This is a genomic window from Streptomyces monomycini (genome assembly GCF_022271435.1).
GTDB classification, from domain to species: Bacteria; Actinomycetota; Actinomycetes; order Streptomycetales; family Streptomycetaceae; genus Streptomyces; species Streptomyces monomycini.
On sequence record NZ_JAFIQY010000006.1, the window covers coordinates 1 to 16188 of the forward strand.

A 16188-nucleotide genomic window follows, 5' to 3' on the forward strand; every position below is an offset into this window, starting at 1 on the left:
TCCGCATCGCCGACGGCGAAGAACTCGGCTACGACGACCCGCCGGTACGCGGCCACTCCTTCGAATTCCGCATCAACGGCGAAGACCCCGGCCGCAACTTCCTGCCCGCCCCCGGCACCGTCACCACGTTCGAGGCGCCGGCCGGTCCGGGCGTGCGGCTGGACGCCGGCGTGGAGTCCGGCTCGGTCATCGGCCCGGCCTGGGACTCGCTGCTGGCCAAGCTGATCGTCACCGGCGCCACCCGCCAGCAGGCACTGCAGCGCGCCGCCCGCGCGCTGAACGAGTTCACCGTCGAGGGCATGGCCACCGCCCTCCCCTTCCACCGGACGGTCGTCACCGACCCGGCGTTCGCGCCCGAGCTGACCGGCTCGACCGAGCCCTTCCAGGTCCACACCCGCTGGATCGAGACCGAGTTCGTCAACGAGATCAAGCCGTTCGCCGCACCCGGCACCGACGAGGCCGAGGCCGACACCCGCGAGACGGTCGTCGTCGAGGTCGGCGGCAAGCGCCTGGAAGTCTCCCTGCCGTCCTCCCTGGGCATGCCGCTGGCCCGCGCCGCGGTCGCCGGCGGCGCCAAGCCCAAGCGCAAGGCCGCCAAGAAATCCGGCTCCGCCGCCTCCGGCGACACCCTCGCCTCCCCCATGCAGGGCACCATCGTCAAGGTCGCCGTCGAAGAAGGCCAGCAGGTCGCCGAGGGAGACCTGGTCGTCGTCCTGGAAGCCATGAAGATGGAACAGCCCCTCACCGCTCACAAGGCCGGCACGATCGTGGGCCTGACCGCCGGAGTCGGCGCGTCCGTCTCCGCCGGGTCCCCGATCTGCGACGTCAAGGAGTAGACCGTGACCGACCTCGCGTGCCCGCCGTCGGGCTTCCCTCCGTCCCCGCCCCTCGGCGTCCCCACCCCCGACGCCCCGCCCCTCGCCCCCGTACGCCAGGTCGTCGTGCAGGCCGACGGCGTCCGGCTCTCCGGACTGCACTGCGCGCCCCTCTCCGGCCCGCCCCGCGCCACGGTCGTGGCGCTGCACGGTGCCGGAATGCGCGCCGGATACTTCCATGGCCCCGCCCACCCCGGTCTCTCCCTGCTCACCCTGGGCGCCGCGCTCGGCTTCTCCGTCCTGGCGCTGGACCGCCCCGGCTACGGCCTGTCCGCCGCCGACTTCCCCGACGGGCTCCCCCTGCCCGAACAGTCCGCCGTCCTCCGCAGCGCACTCGACGCCATCCGCCACCGGTACGCGACCGGGGCCGGCATGTTCCTGCTGGCGCACTCCTTCGGCGGCAAACTGGCCCTCACCCACGCCGCGGAGCACCCCGCCGACGACCTCCTCGGCGTAGACATCTCAGGCTGCGGCCACCGCTACGCCCCCGGCGCCGAGCAGGCCCTCCGCTCCCGCGACGGGCGCGCGGCCTGGCAGTTCCACTGGGGCCCGCTCCGCCTGTACCCCGCCGGCACCCACACCACCAGCCGCGACCTGGTCACGCCGATGCCTTCGCGCGAGACGGCGGACGCCCTGAGCTGGCCCGAAGTCTTCCACCAACTCGCCCCGCGCATCCGCGTCCCGGTCCGCCTCACCTTCGCCGAACACGAACGTTGGTGGTGCCATGATGACCGGGCGGTGGACGAGATACGCGGCGCACTGGCCGATGCACCCGCCCAGGTCGAGCGCCAGCCCGACGCCGGCCACAACCTCAGCCTCGGATGGGCCGCCCGCACGTACCACCTACGAGCCCTCGACGGCTTCGCCTCCCACCTGAAACAGCGCGCCCCGAGCGCCCCACAGCCCGTCCCCGTCCCGTACCCGTGATCACCGCCCTCCTCCCTCCCACGGTCCGCGCAGCCGAAGTCCGCACCACCCCCGGCCCCAACTCCTCCCCCAGCCCCCCAGGCCCTACCCACGCTGCCAACCACCACGAAGACCCCAACACCACCCTGCACCCCGAGGAACGCGCGCACCTCCAGCACGCCGTCCCCAAACGCCGCCGACAGTTCGCCCTCACCCGGTCCTGCGCCCGCCGCGCCCTGCACGCACTCGGTGCCCCACCAGCACCGATACTCCCCGGTCCGCACGGAGCCCCCCAATGGCCCGTAGGCATCGTGGGCAGCATGACCCACCGCCAGGGCTACTGCGCCGCCGCCCTCGCGCGCGGCACCGACCTCCTGTCCCTGGGCATCGACGCAGAACCCAACGAGCCCCTCCCCCCAGCCGTCCTGAACACCTTCGCCCTGCCCGCGGAACGCGACAGCCTCCGCCCCTGTCCCCACCACTCCGGCGTGCACCACGACCGCCTCCTCTTCAGCGCGAAGGAGTCGGTCTACAAGGCATGGTTCCCCCTGACCCACCACCCACTACGCCCCCAACACCTCCAAATCCGCCTTCACTGCCCACCCGCGATGCCCACCTCGCCCACCGGCACCCCATCCCACACGGGCACCTTCCACGCCCGAATCCTCCCCGGCCCGGGCCCTGCCCCCAACTCCCCAGTGGCACCGCACTTTTTCACCGGGCGCTGGCTGGCGGATCAGTCCCTCATCCTCACCGCGGTCACCGTCCCGCACACCACGCCGTCGGCAGGGCAGTGACGGTATCTTCCAGCTCTTCACCGACGCGACGGGGCGGACCGCTTCATGACACTCACCTTCACCCGCCGCCCCAGCCCCAAGAGCTATGAGCTGCGCCCCCAGGGCGCCGCGCCCGTCCACGTGCTCCGGGGCGTCCCCGACGGCTGCTCCGTGCCGGAAGGGTGCGAGCCGTGCTTCACGTTGGCCGCTGAGCCTGCCGGTGCCTCCCCGCTCGCCGTGGTCGTCCGTACGGGCGGCGGCTGCCTCGCCGTCCTCGGGGCGGACCTTCAGCTCCTGGCGGAGATCCGGCTGCCGCCCAAGAAGAAGTACTGGCGGCCCGCGCACGAGATCCAGCTGCCCGACGGGACGGTGCTGCGTGGGCGCGAGGGGACGGTGCCGTCGCTGTTGGTGTGCCTGGTGCTGTTGCCGGTCTTCTTGTTGTACCTGGTCGCCGTGTTCTGGTCCAACTCCGACATCGGCGCCACCGACCTTCAGCTCCGTACGGCCTGGAAGCGTCCCGGCAAGCCCTTCGGCCGGGCGGTGATGACCGAGACGGCGCGTGGTCGCTTCCGGGTGCGGGGCGGGCGGCTGGATCGCCGGGTGGCGTATGCGCAGGCGGTGGCCTCGTACTGGGAGCGGTGAACCGGGCGGGCCCGGTTCGCGCGGAGGGCGCGGCCGCTTCGGCGGTCGCGCCCCGTCGTGTCCGTACCGGTGCCGGTGGAACGGATCAGTCGCGCTGGGTGTTCGCCGGGAGGGCGCGCAGCTTCAGGGACTTCGCCTTGGTGGTGCCGAAGCCGTGGTCGAGCAGCTTGGCGGCGTCGGCGTAGCGGTCCTTGCTGTTGAGGACGGTGCCGTAGAGGGTCTTGTCGCCGCGGGTGGCGGCGAAGACCAGGCAGTCGCCGGCCGGGGTGGTGGTGCCGGTCTTGACGCCGGTCACGCCGTCGTACGAGCCGAGCAGCTGGTTGGTGTTGTTCCAGGTGTAGTAGCGGGTGCGGCCGTTGGCCGCGGGTGCCTCGCCCTTGTACTGCTTGGTCTTGACGACCGTGCGGAACGTGTCGTTCTGCATGGCGTGGCGGGCGAGCTTCACCAGCTCGTTGGGGGTGCTGGCGTCGGTGCCCGCGCCGTCGAAGGAGTCGAACGTGGTGTGGCTGAGGCCCAGTTCACCGGCCTTCCGGTTCATCTGGGCGATGAAGGACGCGGTGCGCTCGTCGTTGGTGCCGCCGGTGCCGAAGGTGTCGGCGAGGGCGTAGGCGGCGTCCGCGCCGGAGGGCAGCAGGGCGGCGTAGAGCAGCTGGCGGACGGTGAGCTTGTCACCGGTCTGGAGGTCCGCGGTGCTGGAGCCGTGCTGGGTGACGAAGTCCCGGTACTCCTGCTTGACGGGGACCCGCCGCTCCAGGTCGACGCCCTTGGTGTCGAGCACCACGGAGGCGGCCATGATCTTTGCCGTACTGGCAATGGGGCGGGCCGTGTCCGCCTCCTTGCCGAAGAGCGACCTGCCGGTGGCGCCGTCGACCAGGGCCGCGCCCTTCGCCGCGATGACGGGTGCGGTCTGGGCGGGCCGCGGGGTCTGCGGGGTCTGCCGGGTCTGGAAGGTGTGGGTGGAGGGTGCGTTCTGCGTGGGGGGCGTGGCCTGGGCGGCCTGCGCGGTCAGAGGGGAGAGAGCGAGCAGGGCGCCGCCTGCGACGGCTGCTACTCGCGAAGTCAGGACTCTTGCGGTCAAGTCGGAACGCTCCATCACTGTCGTGCTTCTTGACGAACTGTGCTCCCGTGCGGGACGAGCCTGCAGAGGATGCCCTGTACATCAAACTGCACGGCGGGCGGTACGCGGTCGTCGGGCCCCGGCGCCGAGCCCCGCGCCGGGCAGGCGACTTGCGGAAGTACGACGGCGGTTTGCCGGATACCGACGGACTTCACCGGATTGCCCCTGCGGTGCCGGAGGCACCGGGTAAGGTCCCGAAAACGGAGGGGCGTCATCGAGGCGGCGCGGCGCAGGCGTCGTGAGGCGCTGTGTACGGGGGCGGCGCCCGGAAAGCGGCCGCCGCGGGGGGAGGCTCGGATGCGCGTCGTCCTCGGGGAAGACCTGTTCCTCCTGAGGGAGGGCATGGAGCATCTGCTGACGGCGCACGGCTGTACGGTCGTCGCCTCCGTCGGCAGCGCGCCGGAGCTGCTGCGCGCGCTGCTCGACGAGCGGCCCGACGTGGCTGTCGTGGACGTACGGTTACCGCCGACCTTCTCCGACGAGGGCATCCAGGTCGCGCTGGAGGCCCGCCGCCGCGTCCCCGGCCTGCCGGTCCTGGTCCTGTCGCAGTACGTGGAGCAGCTGTACGCCCGCGAACTGCTCGCGGACGGCGCGGGCTCGGTCGGCTACCTGCTCAAGGAACGGGTGCTCGACAGCCGCCAGTTCATCGAGGCGGTGCGCCGCGTCGCGGACGGCGGTACGGCCATGGACCCCGCGGTCGTCGAGCGGCTGCTGCACAACGGGTCGCGCCGCGAGCCCCTGGACCTCCTCACCCGCCGCGAGCTGGAGGTGCTGGGCCTGATGGCCGAGGGCAGGTCGAACGCGGCCGTCGCCGAGTCGCTGTTCGTCACGCACAAGGCGATCGACAAGCACATCAACAGCATCTTCACGAAGCTCCAGTTGCTGCCGTCCAAGGACGACAACCGCCGGGTGCAGGCGGTCCTCGCGTACCTGACCTATGTGCAGCACGACCCGGTCCGGCCGGGGGCGGCCACCGGCGCGGCCGTCGCGCGGAAGTAGGGCTAGCACCACTGATTACCGGCGCCGCGCGCCGGACGATGGACGCGTATGCGAATCCGTATGCGTACGACACCGCGCAGGCACCGCACCGAGCGACCGCCCCCGGGCTCCGGCCCGGGCACGCGCACCGACACGGAGACGAGTGAGATGGCCGAAGACCCAGGTCCGGGAAGCGACGTTCAGGGTGTGCGCCAGGGACGCGACTGGTTCACCGCCGGATGGTCGGCCATGGGGCGCGGCCTGAGCATGTTCTTCCTCGGTGTGCTCGCCGTCGTCCTCGCCTGGGTCGCCCTCGTCGGCATGTCCCTGGTGCTGGTCGGGTTCGGGCTGTTCCTCGTACCGGGTCTGGTCGCGGTCCTGCGCCGGGCCGCCGGCGCGCAGCGGCGCCTGACCGGGAAGACGGGGGTGCCGATCGCCGAGCCGTACCGGCCCGTGCCCCGCGCGGGGGGCGGCTGGAAGGGCGCCTGGCGTCGTTGCAAGGCGGTCTTCACCGACAGCGCCACCTGGCGCGATGTGCTGTGGGCGCAGTGCGCCGTCACCGTGACGGGCCTCCTCGCGATCGTCCCGTTCGCGATGCTCGCGCACGGCCTGTTCGGGATGGCGCTGCCGTTCATCTGGGAGCCGGTGACCGGGTCCTGGGACGGCACCTGGTACCTGTTCGTGCCCGTACGCGGCCAGGAGTCCGCCTGGATCGCCGCCGGCCTCGGTCTGGCCGAGATCCCCGTCGGCCTGCTGATCGCCCCGTACGTGCTGCGCCTGCACGCCCGCATCACACGCTCCCTGCTGGCGCCCACCGCCAAGGCCGAGATGGGCTCGCGGGTGGCGCACCTGGCCCGTACCCGTACGGATGCCGTCGACTCGTCCGCGGCCGAGATCCGCCGTATCGAGCGCGACCTGCACGACGGGGCGCAGGCCCGGCTGCTGGCCATGGGCATGAAGCTGGGCGCCGCCGAATCGCTTCTGGACGAGAACCCCGAGGCCGTCCGTACGCTGCTGGCCGAGACCCGCGACGCCTCCATGCGCGCGCTGGAGGAACTGCGCGACCTCGTCCGCGGCATCCACCCGCCGGTGCTCGCCGACCGCGGCCTCGTGGACGCCGTCCGCTCGCTCGCCCTGGAGAGCCGTCTCCAGGTACAGGTGACCGCGAACCTCCCGTCCCGCCCGGAACCGGCCGTGGAGTCCGCTGCCTACTTCGCCGTCTGCGAGCTGCTCACCAACGCCACCAAGCACTCCGGTGCGCGCCGGGTGCTGGTCGACATCCAGTACCGCTCCGGCGCGCTGACCGTCAGCGTCACCGATGACGGCCACGGCGGCGCGGGCCTGGAGAACGGCAGCGGCCTCCAGGGCATCCAGCGGCGACTGGCCGCCTTCGACGGCACCCTGGGCATCAGCAGCCCGGCGGGCGGCCCGACGATCGTCAGCTTCCAGGTGCCCTGCGTGTTGACGGTGATGTCCTGAGTCTGTGAGGGGACGGTCGACCACCAGCCCCCTGGGGGGCCGGGCGCCTGGGCAATGGCGCGTAAACCGGGCGTTCGGCGGGAAGTTGGGCATCATGAAGGGCCGTGGCGAGGCTTTTCAGCGGACGTTGGAATGTCCACCGCGGCAAAAACGTTCAGGGGGCATCCACTTGTCCCCACCGGAGGCCCCACCTATGCCACAGACGACGGAACAGCGCACCGGGGAACCGGCGCGCACCGCCGCGCCTTCCCTGCCCGACCCCACCGAAGCAGCCCTGGCAGCACCCGAAGGGGCCCGGCGGACCGGGAGCGGCGCCGTCGTCCCCGTCCTCGCCTTCGCCGGCATCGTCGTCGCCGTCATGCAGACGATGCTCGTACCGGTCATCAAGGACCTGCCGGCCCTCCTGGCCACCGCCCCGAGCAACGCCACCTGGGTGATGACGGCGACGCTGCTCACCGGCGCCGTCGCCACCCCCATCATGGGCCGGCTCGGCGATCTGTACGGCAAGCGCCGGATGCTGCTGACGAGCCTGGCGTTCATGGTCCTCGGCTCGCTGATCTGCGGCTTCACGGTTGACATGACCACGATGCTGGTGGGCAGGGCGCTCCAGGGCTTCGCCATGGGCGCCATCCCGCTCGGCATCGGCATCATGCGCGACGAGTTGCCCCGTGAACGCCTCGCCTCGGCCATGGCGCTGATGAGCTCCTCCATCGGCGTCGGCGGCGGCCTCGCGCTGCCCGCCGCGTCCCTGGTCGCGCAGCAGGCCGACTGGCACGCGCTGTTCTTCGGCTCCGCGGGGCTGGGCGTGCTGGCCATACTGCTCAGCGTGGCCTTCGTCCCGGAGACCTCCGTACGGGCCACCGGCCGCTTCGACGTGCTCGGCGCCGTCGGACTGACCGGCGGCCTGGTCTGCCTTCTGCTGCCGATCACCAAGGGCAGTGACTGGGGCTGGGGCTCGCCCACCACGCTCGGGCTGTTCGGCGGCGCGGTCGGCCTCCTGCTCCTGTGGGGCGTCTTCGAACTCCGGGTCTCCGCACCGCTGGTGGACCTGCGCACCACCGCCCGCCGCGAGGTCCTGCTCACCAACCTCACGTCCATCATGGTCGGCGTCGCCTTCTACGCGATCTCCCTCGTCCTGCCGCAGCTCCTCCAGCTCCCCGCGTCCACCGGGTACGGCCTGGGCCAGTCGATGGTGGTGGCGGGCCTGTGCGTGGCCCCGCTCGGCCTGACCATGATGCTCACCGCCCCGGTGTACGCGCGCATCTCCGCCCGGCGCGGGCCCAAAGCCACCCTCATGCTCGGCATGCTGATCATCGCCGTCGGGTACGGCGCCGGTCTCGGCCTGATGAGCGCCGCCTGGCAGACCGTGATCATCTCGGTGATCGTGGGCGCGGGCATCGGCCTGGCGTACTCCTCACTGCCCGCCCTGATCGTCGGCGCCGTCGACCCGTCGGAGACCAGCGCCGCCAACGGCCTCAACACCCTGATGCGCTCCATCGGCACGTCCGTGTCGAGCGCCGTCATCGGCATGGTGCTGGCCCACATGTCCGCTCCGGCGGGGGCGGCCACGGTGCCGACCATGGCCGGGTTCCGCACCTCGTTCGCCATCGCCACCGGCGCGGTCGCCGTCGGACTCGTCCTGGCGGCGTTCCTCCCGTCCCAGCGCGCGACGTCCCGCCCGCAGCTGCTCGCGCGTGGCGGGGAGGAGAGCGGGGGGTTCGAGTTGGCCGCTCCGGGCGGCGGAGAAGGGAGCGTTCCGGGCGGCGGGGAAGGGAGCGTTCCGGACGGCGGGAAGGGGACCGCTCCGGGCGGCGGGAAGGCCGGCGTCCCGAACGGCGGGGAGGGGAGCGTTCCGGACGGCGGGCATCCGACAGGTCCCGCGGGCGCCACCACGCCCGCGTCGACCCTCGTCACCACACCCGGGACCGGCTCCCGCCGCGTCCACGGCACCCTGCTCGGCGGCACCGACGGCACCCCGCTCGACGGCGGCCGCGTCGTCCTCACCGACGCGCACGGCGCGGTCGTGGTCACCACGACGGCCGATGCGCAGGGCGGTTGGGAGCTGACCGGACTCACGCCCGGCGACTTCACCCTGGTACTGAGCGCCACGGGCCACCGCCCGCACGCGCGCTCCTTCTCGTCTCCCGGCACACCCGCACGGCAGGATGCCCGGCTCGTCCCGGCGACCGCGGTCCGCGGCACCGTACGGGACCCGCACGGACGTCCGCTGCCGGACGCCGCCGTCACTCTTCAGGATCTGGGCGGTACGTCCGCCCTCCACACCGTGACCGGTCCGGACGGCACCTTCGCCTTCACCGGTCTCGCTGGCGGCGCCTACACGCTGACGGCCGCCGGCTGTCCGCCGCACGCCGGCCGGGTCACGCTCGCCGCCGGTGACCGGGAACGCCGCCTCGACCTCGACCTCACCCACGAAGCCGCCAAGAGGCCGCTTCCGTAAGCCGGTCGGGACCGGAGGAGCTGCTTCCGGTATCCGGTACGTCCGCCGTCATGTCACCTGCGCCGTACGGCCCAGGCGGCTCACGGGCTCACGGGCTCACGGGCTCACGGGCTCACGGGCTCACGGGCTCACGGGCTCACGGGCTCACGGGGAACGGTTCAGGCGCGCACTTCGATGCGGTTCGGGCGCGTACTCGGTACGGATCGGGCGCGTACTCGGTACGGATCCTCGGCACGCCCCGCGCACGTACTCCGTACGGCTCAGGCCGGGCAGAGGACGCGCTCGGGGCGCCGGGCGGCAGGCACCGCGCCACGGGGCGACGGCACCGCGGCGGCACGGGCCGGCGGGGCGCCCACAGGGACGGTGTACGACGCGGAGTACGAGGCGGCGCGCGGAGCGTCGAAGGCGTCGGTCTGGACGCAGCGGGAGCTGGGTGCCGCGCCGTGCGCCTCGGCGCGGATGCGCTGCTTCATCGTCGGCGGCAGGGTCCGCCCGTACATCATCCGGGGCGCGGCGAACAGTGACGCGGCGCCCGCGTACCCGAAGTCGTGGCCGCTGTCCGGGCCTTCGGCAGCGCCCGTCGCCGGGTACGGCGCCGCGTGCGTCCTGCTGCCGGGCGGCGCGGTCGTCTCCCTCACCCCGGTCGCGCGCTCGGCCCCGGCGGCGGCGAGCGCGGCGGCCGTGCCGCGCGCCTCCCCCTCGGCGGGGGCGGGGATCGTGGCGAAGGCCACGGAGGAGGCCGCGGCGGGGGTGCGGAACCCCAGGGCGGCGAGGAACTTGACGATGACGACGAGGAAGGCGGTCCAGAGTTTCGTGACCTTGGTGGTGGCCATGATCCCTCTCTTCTCTGCTCGGTCCTGCGGTGGTTCCGGGCCGTCGGGGCGGCGCCGCGGTGAAGCGGTGGTGCGGCGCCGCCGGGACACTTGTCCCGATGACCGATTTGCGTACTTTCCTCATGATGTGTAGACGCCGCCGGAAGACGAGCACCGGCCACCGCGATTCGTCGTTCTTCGGATGAACACCACCCGGTCGGCCCACCCCGGCTCGCGCCGGCCGGTCGGCCCGTGCCCGCCGCACCTCGCGCCCCGCCCTTCGCGCGCCCTCCGTTGGGGTGGCGGCGGCCGGGACGCCGTGTGGTGGTCACCCCGCATTCACCGGAGGCTGGTGGGCTTCGCTGCGTCGGCATCCGGCCGGCGCACGAAGAGGAGTACTCATGCGAAGACTGCGCCTGTCCCGCCGCAGCGTCATCACCGGTGCCGCCGTGGTGCTCGCCACCGCGGTGGCCGTACCCGCGGGAGCCGCCGCGTTCGGGGCCGAGGACCAGGCGGAGCGGGCGGTCAGGGGCGGAGCGGCGAAGAACGTCATCCTGCTGATCGGCGACGGGATGGGCGACAGCGAGATCACCCTGGCCCGGGACTACACCGTGGGCGCCGCCGGGCGGCTGAACATGGACAAGTTCCCGATGACCGGCACCTACACGACGTACGCCGTGGACAAGCGGAAGAAGCCGGACTACGTGACGGACTCCGCGGCCAGCGGCAGCGGCTGGGCCACCGGCCACAAGACGGTCAACGGCCGGATCTCCAAGACGCCGGACACCGACAAGGCGCTGCCGACGATCCTGGAGCTGGCGCAGCGGAACGGTTACGCCACCGGCTCCGTCACCACCGCCGAGCTGACCGACGCCACCCCGGCCGTGCTCGCCTCGCACGCCACCGACCGCAGCTGCCAGGGCCCGGCCGACATGGCCAAGTGCCCCACCGACAAGATCAGCAAGGGCGGCCCCGGCTCGATCGCCGAGCAGAGCGTCAACCACAAGGTGGACGTACTCCTCGGCGGCGGCAAGCAGCGCTTCGACCAGAAGATCACCGAAGGCCCGTACAAGGGTCTGACGGTGGCCGAGCAGGCCCGCAAGCTGGGCTACCAGGTCGTCACCGACCGCGACGCGCTCAAGCGGGTACGGAGTGTCGCGCACGGCAAGCCGGTGCTCGGCCTCTTCGCGCCGGGCAACGTGCCCGTGGAGTGGACCGGCGAGCCCGCCGCCGTCGGCGGCACCGACCCGCAGCGGTGCACCACCGGCAACCCGCAGCGGCCCCAGGGCACGCCCGCCCTGGACCAGCAGGCGGCCAAGGCCATCCAGCTGCTGGAGAAGAAGCAGAAGGCGCAGCGCGGCCACGGCCGGGACAAGGGCTTCTTCCTCCAGGTCGAGGGTGCCTCGATCGACAAGCAGGACCACGCGGCCGACCCCTGCGGGCAGATCGGTGAGACCGCGGCGTTCGACCGCGCGGTGAAGGTGGCCCGGGACTACGCCGCCAAGCACCCCGACACGCTCGTGGTCACCACCGCCGACCACGGCCACTCCAGCCAGATCGTGCCGCTGGACGCCAATCCGCCCGGCCTCTCCTCGACGCTCGTCACCGACGAGGGCGGCAAGCTGAAGGTCAACTACTCGACGAACACGCCGGGCAAGTCGCAGGAGCACACCGGGGTGCAGGTCCGGATCGCCGCGCAGGGCCCGCAGGCGTACCGCGTGCTCGGCGTCACCGACCAGACGCAGCTGTTCAGCACCATCCGCACCGCGCTGCGGCTGCGCTGACGGGGGAACGGGGGGCTGTGGAGGGCCGGGGCCGACGCCCCGGCCCTCCGCACGTTCAGGGCCGTACCGCTTTGCACCCCCGCACTGGCATGCCGGAATCTACAAGGCTGTAGATTTTACTTGCGCATGACTCGACCGGCAGCGATGCGCGGCACCACGCGGGAACGACAAGGAGATCCACATGGCTCTGTGGGACCGGATCAAGGATTCCGCCCAGACGATGCAGACCCAGCTCGTCGCGAAGAAGAACGAACTGAAGAGCGGCGCCTTCCGGGACGCGAGCATGGCGATGTGCGCGCTCGTCGCCGCCGCCGACGGGCACGTCGACCCCTCCGAGCGGCAGCGGGTGGCCCAGCTCATCGCCACCAACGAGGTGCTGCAGAACTTCGACGCCGAGGACCTGCGCCGGCGCTTCGACGCCTACCTGGACAAGCTGACCGCCGACTTCGACTTCGGCAAGGTCGGCCTCATGCAGGAGATCGGCAAGGTGAAGAAGAAGCCGGTCGAGGCGCGCGCCGTCATCCAGATCGGCATCGTCATCGGCGGCGCCGACGGCGACTTCGACAAGACCGAGCAGGCCGTCGTGCGCGAGGTCTGCTACGCGCTGGACATTCCGCCGGCCGAGTTCGACCTCTGACCGGAGCGCGCCACTCGGGCGCGTCACAGGGCGCGCCGCACGAACGCGCCGTACGGCGGCGGGCCCGCGGCACACATGCCGCGGGCCCGCCGTCGTACCGCTCGCCTCCGGACGCGGGTCAGACGTTGACGCCGAAGTCCGCCGCGATGCCGGCCAGGCCGGACGCGTAGCCCTGGCCGACCGCGCGGAACTTCCACTCCGTGCCGTGCCGGTACAGCTCGCCGAAGACCATGGCGGTCTCGGTGGAGGCGTCCTCGGTCAGGTCGTAGCGGGCCAGCTCGTTGCCGTCGGCCTGGTTGACGACGCGGATGAACGCGTTGCGGACCTGGCCGAAGCTCTGGCCGCGGCTCTGCGCGTCGTGGATGGACACCGGGAAGACGATCTTGGAGACCTCGGCGGGCACGCCCGCCAGGTTCACGTTGACCGACTCGTCGTCGCCCTCGCCCTCACCGGTGAGGTTGTCGCCGGTGTGCTGCACCGAGCCGTCCGGGCTGGTGAGGTTGTTGTAGAAGACGAAGTGCCGGTCCGAGACGACCTTGCCCGACTCGTTGCACAGCAGGGCGCTCGCGTCCAGGTCGTAGTCGGCGCCGGTGGTCGTACGGACGTCCCAGCCGAGGCCCACCGTCACGGCGGTCAGACCGGGCGCCTCCTTCGACAGCGAGACGTTGCCGCCCTTGGCCAGCGAGACTCCCATGGATGTTCCTCCCGGGTCGGGATGCGGCCCGCCGTGTGCGGCGGGCCACAAAATCTACAGTGCTGTAGAAGATGACGAACGAGGAGCGGGACGCGTTCCCGGACCGCTCAGTAGGATGCGGCGACGCCCCCGCCGCGCGGGGCGTGCGGCACGAACGGAAGAAGGCGACGGCGATGAACGGGGACCCCTTCGACGGCCGTACGGGCAGGTTCGGCGGCCATACGGGCGGGCCCGGCAGCCGTACAGACGGACCGGACGGCCATCCGGGCGCACCCGGCGACCATCCCGGCGGATTCGACAGCCACCCGGGCGGCCGCGACCGTGCGCGCCGCCGGGGCCAGGGCGAGCTGGAGGCCCAGGTGCTCGCCGCGCTGCACCAGGCGCCCGGCCCGGCCACCGCCGCCTGGGTGCAGGACCACCTCGGTGACGACCTCGCGTACACGACGGTGATGACGATCCTGTCCCGCCTGCACGCCAAGAAGGCCGTCACCCGCGAACGCGTCGGCCGCTCCTACGTGTGGACCCCGGCCGCCGACGAGGCCGGGCTCGCCGCGCTGCGGATGCGCCGCGTCCTGGACAGCGAGTCCGACCGGGACGCCGTCCTGGCCAGCTTCGTCTCGGCGCTCTCCGCCCAGGACGAACAGCTGCTGCGCACCCTGCTGGAGCGCGCCACCGGCGAAGACCCCGGCCACCCCACCGGTCCCGGCCCCGGTACGGGCCGCCCCCCGCACGGAGACTGACTGACCCATGGGCGTGTTCGTCTTCCTCCCGCTCGTCCTGCCGCTGACCGCGCTGCCGATCGCCCGCCTCGCCGGCCAGCATCTGCACCCGCGCAGCACCACCCGCCTGCTGACCGCCCTGTCCGTCGTCCTCGGTGTGTGCAGCACGCTGTGCCTGGGGCTGCTGATGGTGGTGGGCACCGCCCAGCTCCCCGGCAACCCGCTGCCCGACGGCTGGTCCGACCCGGAGGTGCGCGCGGCGGTGCCGTTCGCCGAGGTGGCCGGGGCGGCGGCGATCGCCGCGCTCGCCGCCGTCCTGACGGCCGGTGGCGCCGAGCTGCGCCGCCACTACCGCGTCCGCTCCCGTACGCACCGCGCGCTGGACGGCCTGCCGCCCGCCACGGAACTGGCGGTGCTGCCCGACGACTCCCCGTACGCCTACGCCGTACCCGGACTGCCCGCCCGCCCCGGCAGGCCCGCACGGCCGGGCCGGATCGCGGTCTCCCGCGGCATGCTGCGCAGCCTGGACAGTGACGAGCGCCGCGCGCTGCTCGCCCACGAGCGCGCCCACCTGACGGAGCGCCACCACCGCTTCCAGCTCGCCGTACGGCTGGCGGGCTGCGCGAACCCGCTGCTGCGGCCGCTGCGTACGGCGGTCGCCTTCAGCGCCGAGCGCTGGGCCGACGAGGAGGCGGCGCGGACCGTCGGCGACCGGCGGCTGACCGCGCGGGCCGTCGGCAAGGCCGCCCTCGTCTCCCGGCCCACTCCCGGGCCCGTACTGGCGGGTTTCGCCACCCCGGAGCCGGGTCCCGTCCCGCGCCGGGTGGCGGCACTCCTGGGCCCCGTACCCCCGGCCCGGAGCTGGCCGCCGGCCCTCACTCCGGCCGGCCTGGCCGCCCTGATCGCCGCCGCGGGCACCGCCGCTTCGGCACTCTCCGCACTGAACGCGGCGGTGGCCCTCTTCCTCGTTCTCAAGGCCGCCACACCGCTCTGAACAGGGGCGCGGCAATACGTCGGGGCGCGCCCGGACGTGGCGACCGGTCGCTCCGTACGATGCGGCGATGACGAGCGTGAAGGAAGACAGCACCGCCGCCGGCCGGATCGGGGGCCCTGCGGCCCCCAAGGTGTCCGCCCTCGGCCGCGTCATCGCGGCAGCCGTCCCGATCCTCGTGATGCCGGGGGTGGTGGCCTGCGGCACCACGGCGACGGCTCCCGCGAAGCCCGTCGAGGCGGCCCCCGAGAATGCGTTCCCCGAGGCAGCCCCCGAGGAGGTGGCCGAACAGGTCGTCAGCGCGTCCGAGAACGCCTACCGGGCCCTGGGGCTGCAGCGCACCATACCGAGGAGCGAACACTCCCGTCCGCCCGGTGCACGCACGGTGAACACACTTTACTCCGGCCCCTGCTACCGGCCCGGCGAGGGCAGCCTCCACGACCGGCCCGTGGGCGGGGCCTACCAGATCAGCCACATCTGGGCGCTGGACCGGGTGCCGTCGAGTACGGTCCGGCCCGCGTTGGACCGGCTGCGGGACCATCTGAAGAGCACCGGCTGGCGCATCACGTCGTACGCGAAGCCCTACGACGACACTTGGGAGATGAACGCGGTGCGTGATGACGCCGCCTCGGCCGGGGGTGCCCGACACCACCACGTCTTCTGGTACGGCGACCGTCAGCGCCTGGAGGGCGAGACGTCCTCTTCGTGCACACACGCCCCTTTGTGGAAGGAAAGTGACGGCCAGCCGGGCGAGCATCTGACCGCACCGACCACCTTCCCCCGAGCCTGACCCACCCCACCCTCTGTGACCTGCCCCACACCCGCTCGCTTCTACAGCCCTGTAGAACTGGGCTGTAGAGTGCGCCGAAACGTGCGCAACGGACGTGGCCGGAGGGGGAGATGACGACGAGGTCCGGGCCCCCGCCGGGAGGCGGCCCTCCTCCGGAGGCGGAGGTGCACTGGGTCTACCAGCCGGTGGAGCTGCAACACCCCGACGGCGGATGGGAATTGGGCCGCATCACCGCCTGGTGGCGGGACGGGGCAGGCGAACTGTGGTGCAGGTTGCGTACGATGCGCGGCAGCGGCGGCAGTTGCCCGCAGTGGTTTCCGTACGACCCCGACCGGATTCTCGTTCTGCCGAGCGCGGGCATCTGACGCACCAGAAGGACCATAGAGCGTGCAAGACAGGCACCGGCCCCGGCGGGGCGCACCCTCCGGCCAGACCGGAACTTCCGTCACCTCCGGCCCCGCGGGCCGGAGCGGCCCCCCGGGCCGCAGCGGCTCCGCGAGCCGCACCGGCCCCGCCGGGGGCTCCCGCCG

General features: G+C 72.7%; 16 protein-coding genes. 13 read left to right on the top strand and 3 right to left on the bottom strand.

The genetic code is table 11. From position 1 onward, the window contains the following. From JXZ78_RS09555 to JXZ78_RS09575, 4 genes are all read left to right on the top strand, one after another. The coding region (locus JXZ78_RS09555; RefSeq protein WP_238782788.1) for a biotin/lipoyl-containing protein at positions 1-836 on the top strand (836 nt) is incomplete at its 5' end. A 3-nt stretch (positions 837-839) separates the two neighbouring features. Further along, positions 840-1802: an alpha/beta hydrolase gene (locus JXZ78_RS09560; protein ID WP_078624357.1), complete on the top strand. Its 963-nt coding sequence runs from the start codon at positions 840-842 to the stop codon at positions 1800-1802. Beyond that, positions 1697-2578, top strand: a complete 882-nt coding sequence (locus tag JXZ78_RS40185; RefSeq protein WP_078624367.1) for a 4'-phosphopantetheinyl transferase family protein — start codon at positions 1697-1699, stop codon at positions 2576-2578. Before JXZ78_RS09560 ends, JXZ78_RS40185 begins: the two co-directional genes overlap by 106 nt. A 45-nt stretch (positions 2579-2623) precedes the next feature. Continuing rightward, complete coding sequence (locus tag JXZ78_RS09575) at positions 2624-3199, top strand: hypothetical protein (protein ID WP_030021096.1); 576 nt, start codon at positions 2624-2626, stop codon at positions 3197-3199. 85 nt (positions 3200-3284) lie between these two features. Here the strand turns inward: JXZ78_RS09575 and JXZ78_RS09580 are convergent, their stop codons facing one another. After that, the gene (locus JXZ78_RS09580; RefSeq protein WP_030021097.1) at positions 3285-4277 is read right to left on the bottom strand and encodes a D-alanyl-D-alanine carboxypeptidase family protein; all 993 of its coding nucleotides are present in this window, start codon (positions 4275-4277) and stop codon (positions 3285-3287) included. 336 nt (positions 4278-4613) lie between these two features. Here JXZ78_RS09580 and JXZ78_RS09585 point away from each other — a divergent pair, with 336 nt between their 5' ends. From JXZ78_RS09585 to JXZ78_RS09595, 3 genes are all read left to right on the top strand, one after another. After that, positions 4614-5315: a response regulator transcription factor gene (locus JXZ78_RS09585; RefSeq protein ID WP_078624358.1), complete on the top strand. Its 702-nt coding sequence runs from the start codon at positions 4614-4616 to the stop codon at positions 5313-5315. Between the two features lie 186 nt (positions 5316-5501). Then, positions 5502-6773 carry a sensor histidine kinase gene (locus tag JXZ78_RS09590; protein WP_238782789.1) on the top strand — a complete coding sequence of 424 codons (1272 nt, stop codon included), beginning with the start codon at positions 5502-5504 and terminating at the stop codon, positions 6771-6773. A 193-nt stretch (positions 6774-6966) separates the two neighbouring features. Then, the gene (locus JXZ78_RS09595; protein WP_030021100.1) at positions 6967-9231 is read left to right on the top strand and encodes an MFS transporter; all 2265 of its coding nucleotides are present in this window, start codon (positions 6967-6969) and stop codon (positions 9229-9231) included. A 260-nt stretch (positions 9232-9491) separates the two neighbouring features. On the opposite strand, the gene JXZ78_RS09600 is transcribed toward JXZ78_RS09595, so the two are convergent. Beyond that, positions 9492-10064 (bottom strand): DUF6344 domain-containing protein, encoded by a 573-nt coding sequence (locus JXZ78_RS09600; RefSeq protein ID WP_033038245.1) that lies wholly within the window; start codon positions 10062-10064, stop codon positions 9492-9494. A 380-nt stretch (positions 10065-10444) separates the two neighbouring features. On the opposite strand from JXZ78_RS09600, the gene JXZ78_RS09605 reads away from it, so the two are divergent. Both JXZ78_RS09605 and JXZ78_RS09610 read left to right on the top strand, forming a co-directional pair. Beyond that, positions 10445-11827, top strand: a complete 1383-nt coding sequence (locus tag JXZ78_RS09605; RefSeq protein WP_030021102.1) for an alkaline phosphatase — start codon at positions 10445-10447, stop codon at positions 11825-11827. Positions 11828-12008: 181 nt separating this feature from the next. Further along, entirely contained in the window at positions 12009-12464 is a 456-nt protein-coding gene (locus JXZ78_RS09610) for a tellurite resistance TerB family protein (RefSeq protein WP_030021103.1), read from the top strand. Between the two features lie 118 nt (positions 12465-12582). Here JXZ78_RS09610 and JXZ78_RS09615 read toward each other — a convergent pair whose 3' ends face one another. Then, positions 12583-13158, bottom strand: a complete 576-nt coding sequence (locus tag JXZ78_RS09615; RefSeq protein ID WP_030021104.1) for a TerD family protein — start codon at positions 13156-13158, stop codon at positions 12583-12585. Between the two features lie 347 nt (positions 13159-13505). Between JXZ78_RS09615 and JXZ78_RS09620 the strand changes: the two genes are divergently transcribed. From JXZ78_RS09620 to JXZ78_RS09635, 4 genes are all read left to right on the top strand, one after another. Next, a complete protein-coding gene (locus JXZ78_RS09620; RefSeq protein WP_050502626.1) occupies positions 13506-13898 on the top strand; it encodes a BlaI/MecI/CopY family transcriptional regulator in 393 nt (130 codons plus the stop codon). Positions 13899-13905: 7 nt separating this feature from the next. After that, on the top strand, positions 13906-14871 hold the full coding sequence (locus JXZ78_RS09625; RefSeq protein ID WP_030021106.1) for a M56 family metallopeptidase: 966 nt from the start codon (positions 13906-13908) through the stop codon (positions 14869-14871). Between the two features lie 67 nt (positions 14872-14938). After that, positions 14939-15658 carry a hypothetical protein gene (locus tag JXZ78_RS09630; protein ID WP_050502615.1) on the top strand — a complete coding sequence of 240 codons (720 nt, stop codon included), beginning with the start codon at positions 14939-14941 and terminating at the stop codon, positions 15656-15658. 110 nt (positions 15659-15768) lie between these two features. Further along, entirely contained in the window at positions 15769-16023 is a 255-nt protein-coding gene (locus tag JXZ78_RS09635) for a hypothetical protein (protein WP_238782790.1), read from the top strand. The last annotated feature ends 165 nt before the right edge of the window (positions 16024-16188 follow it).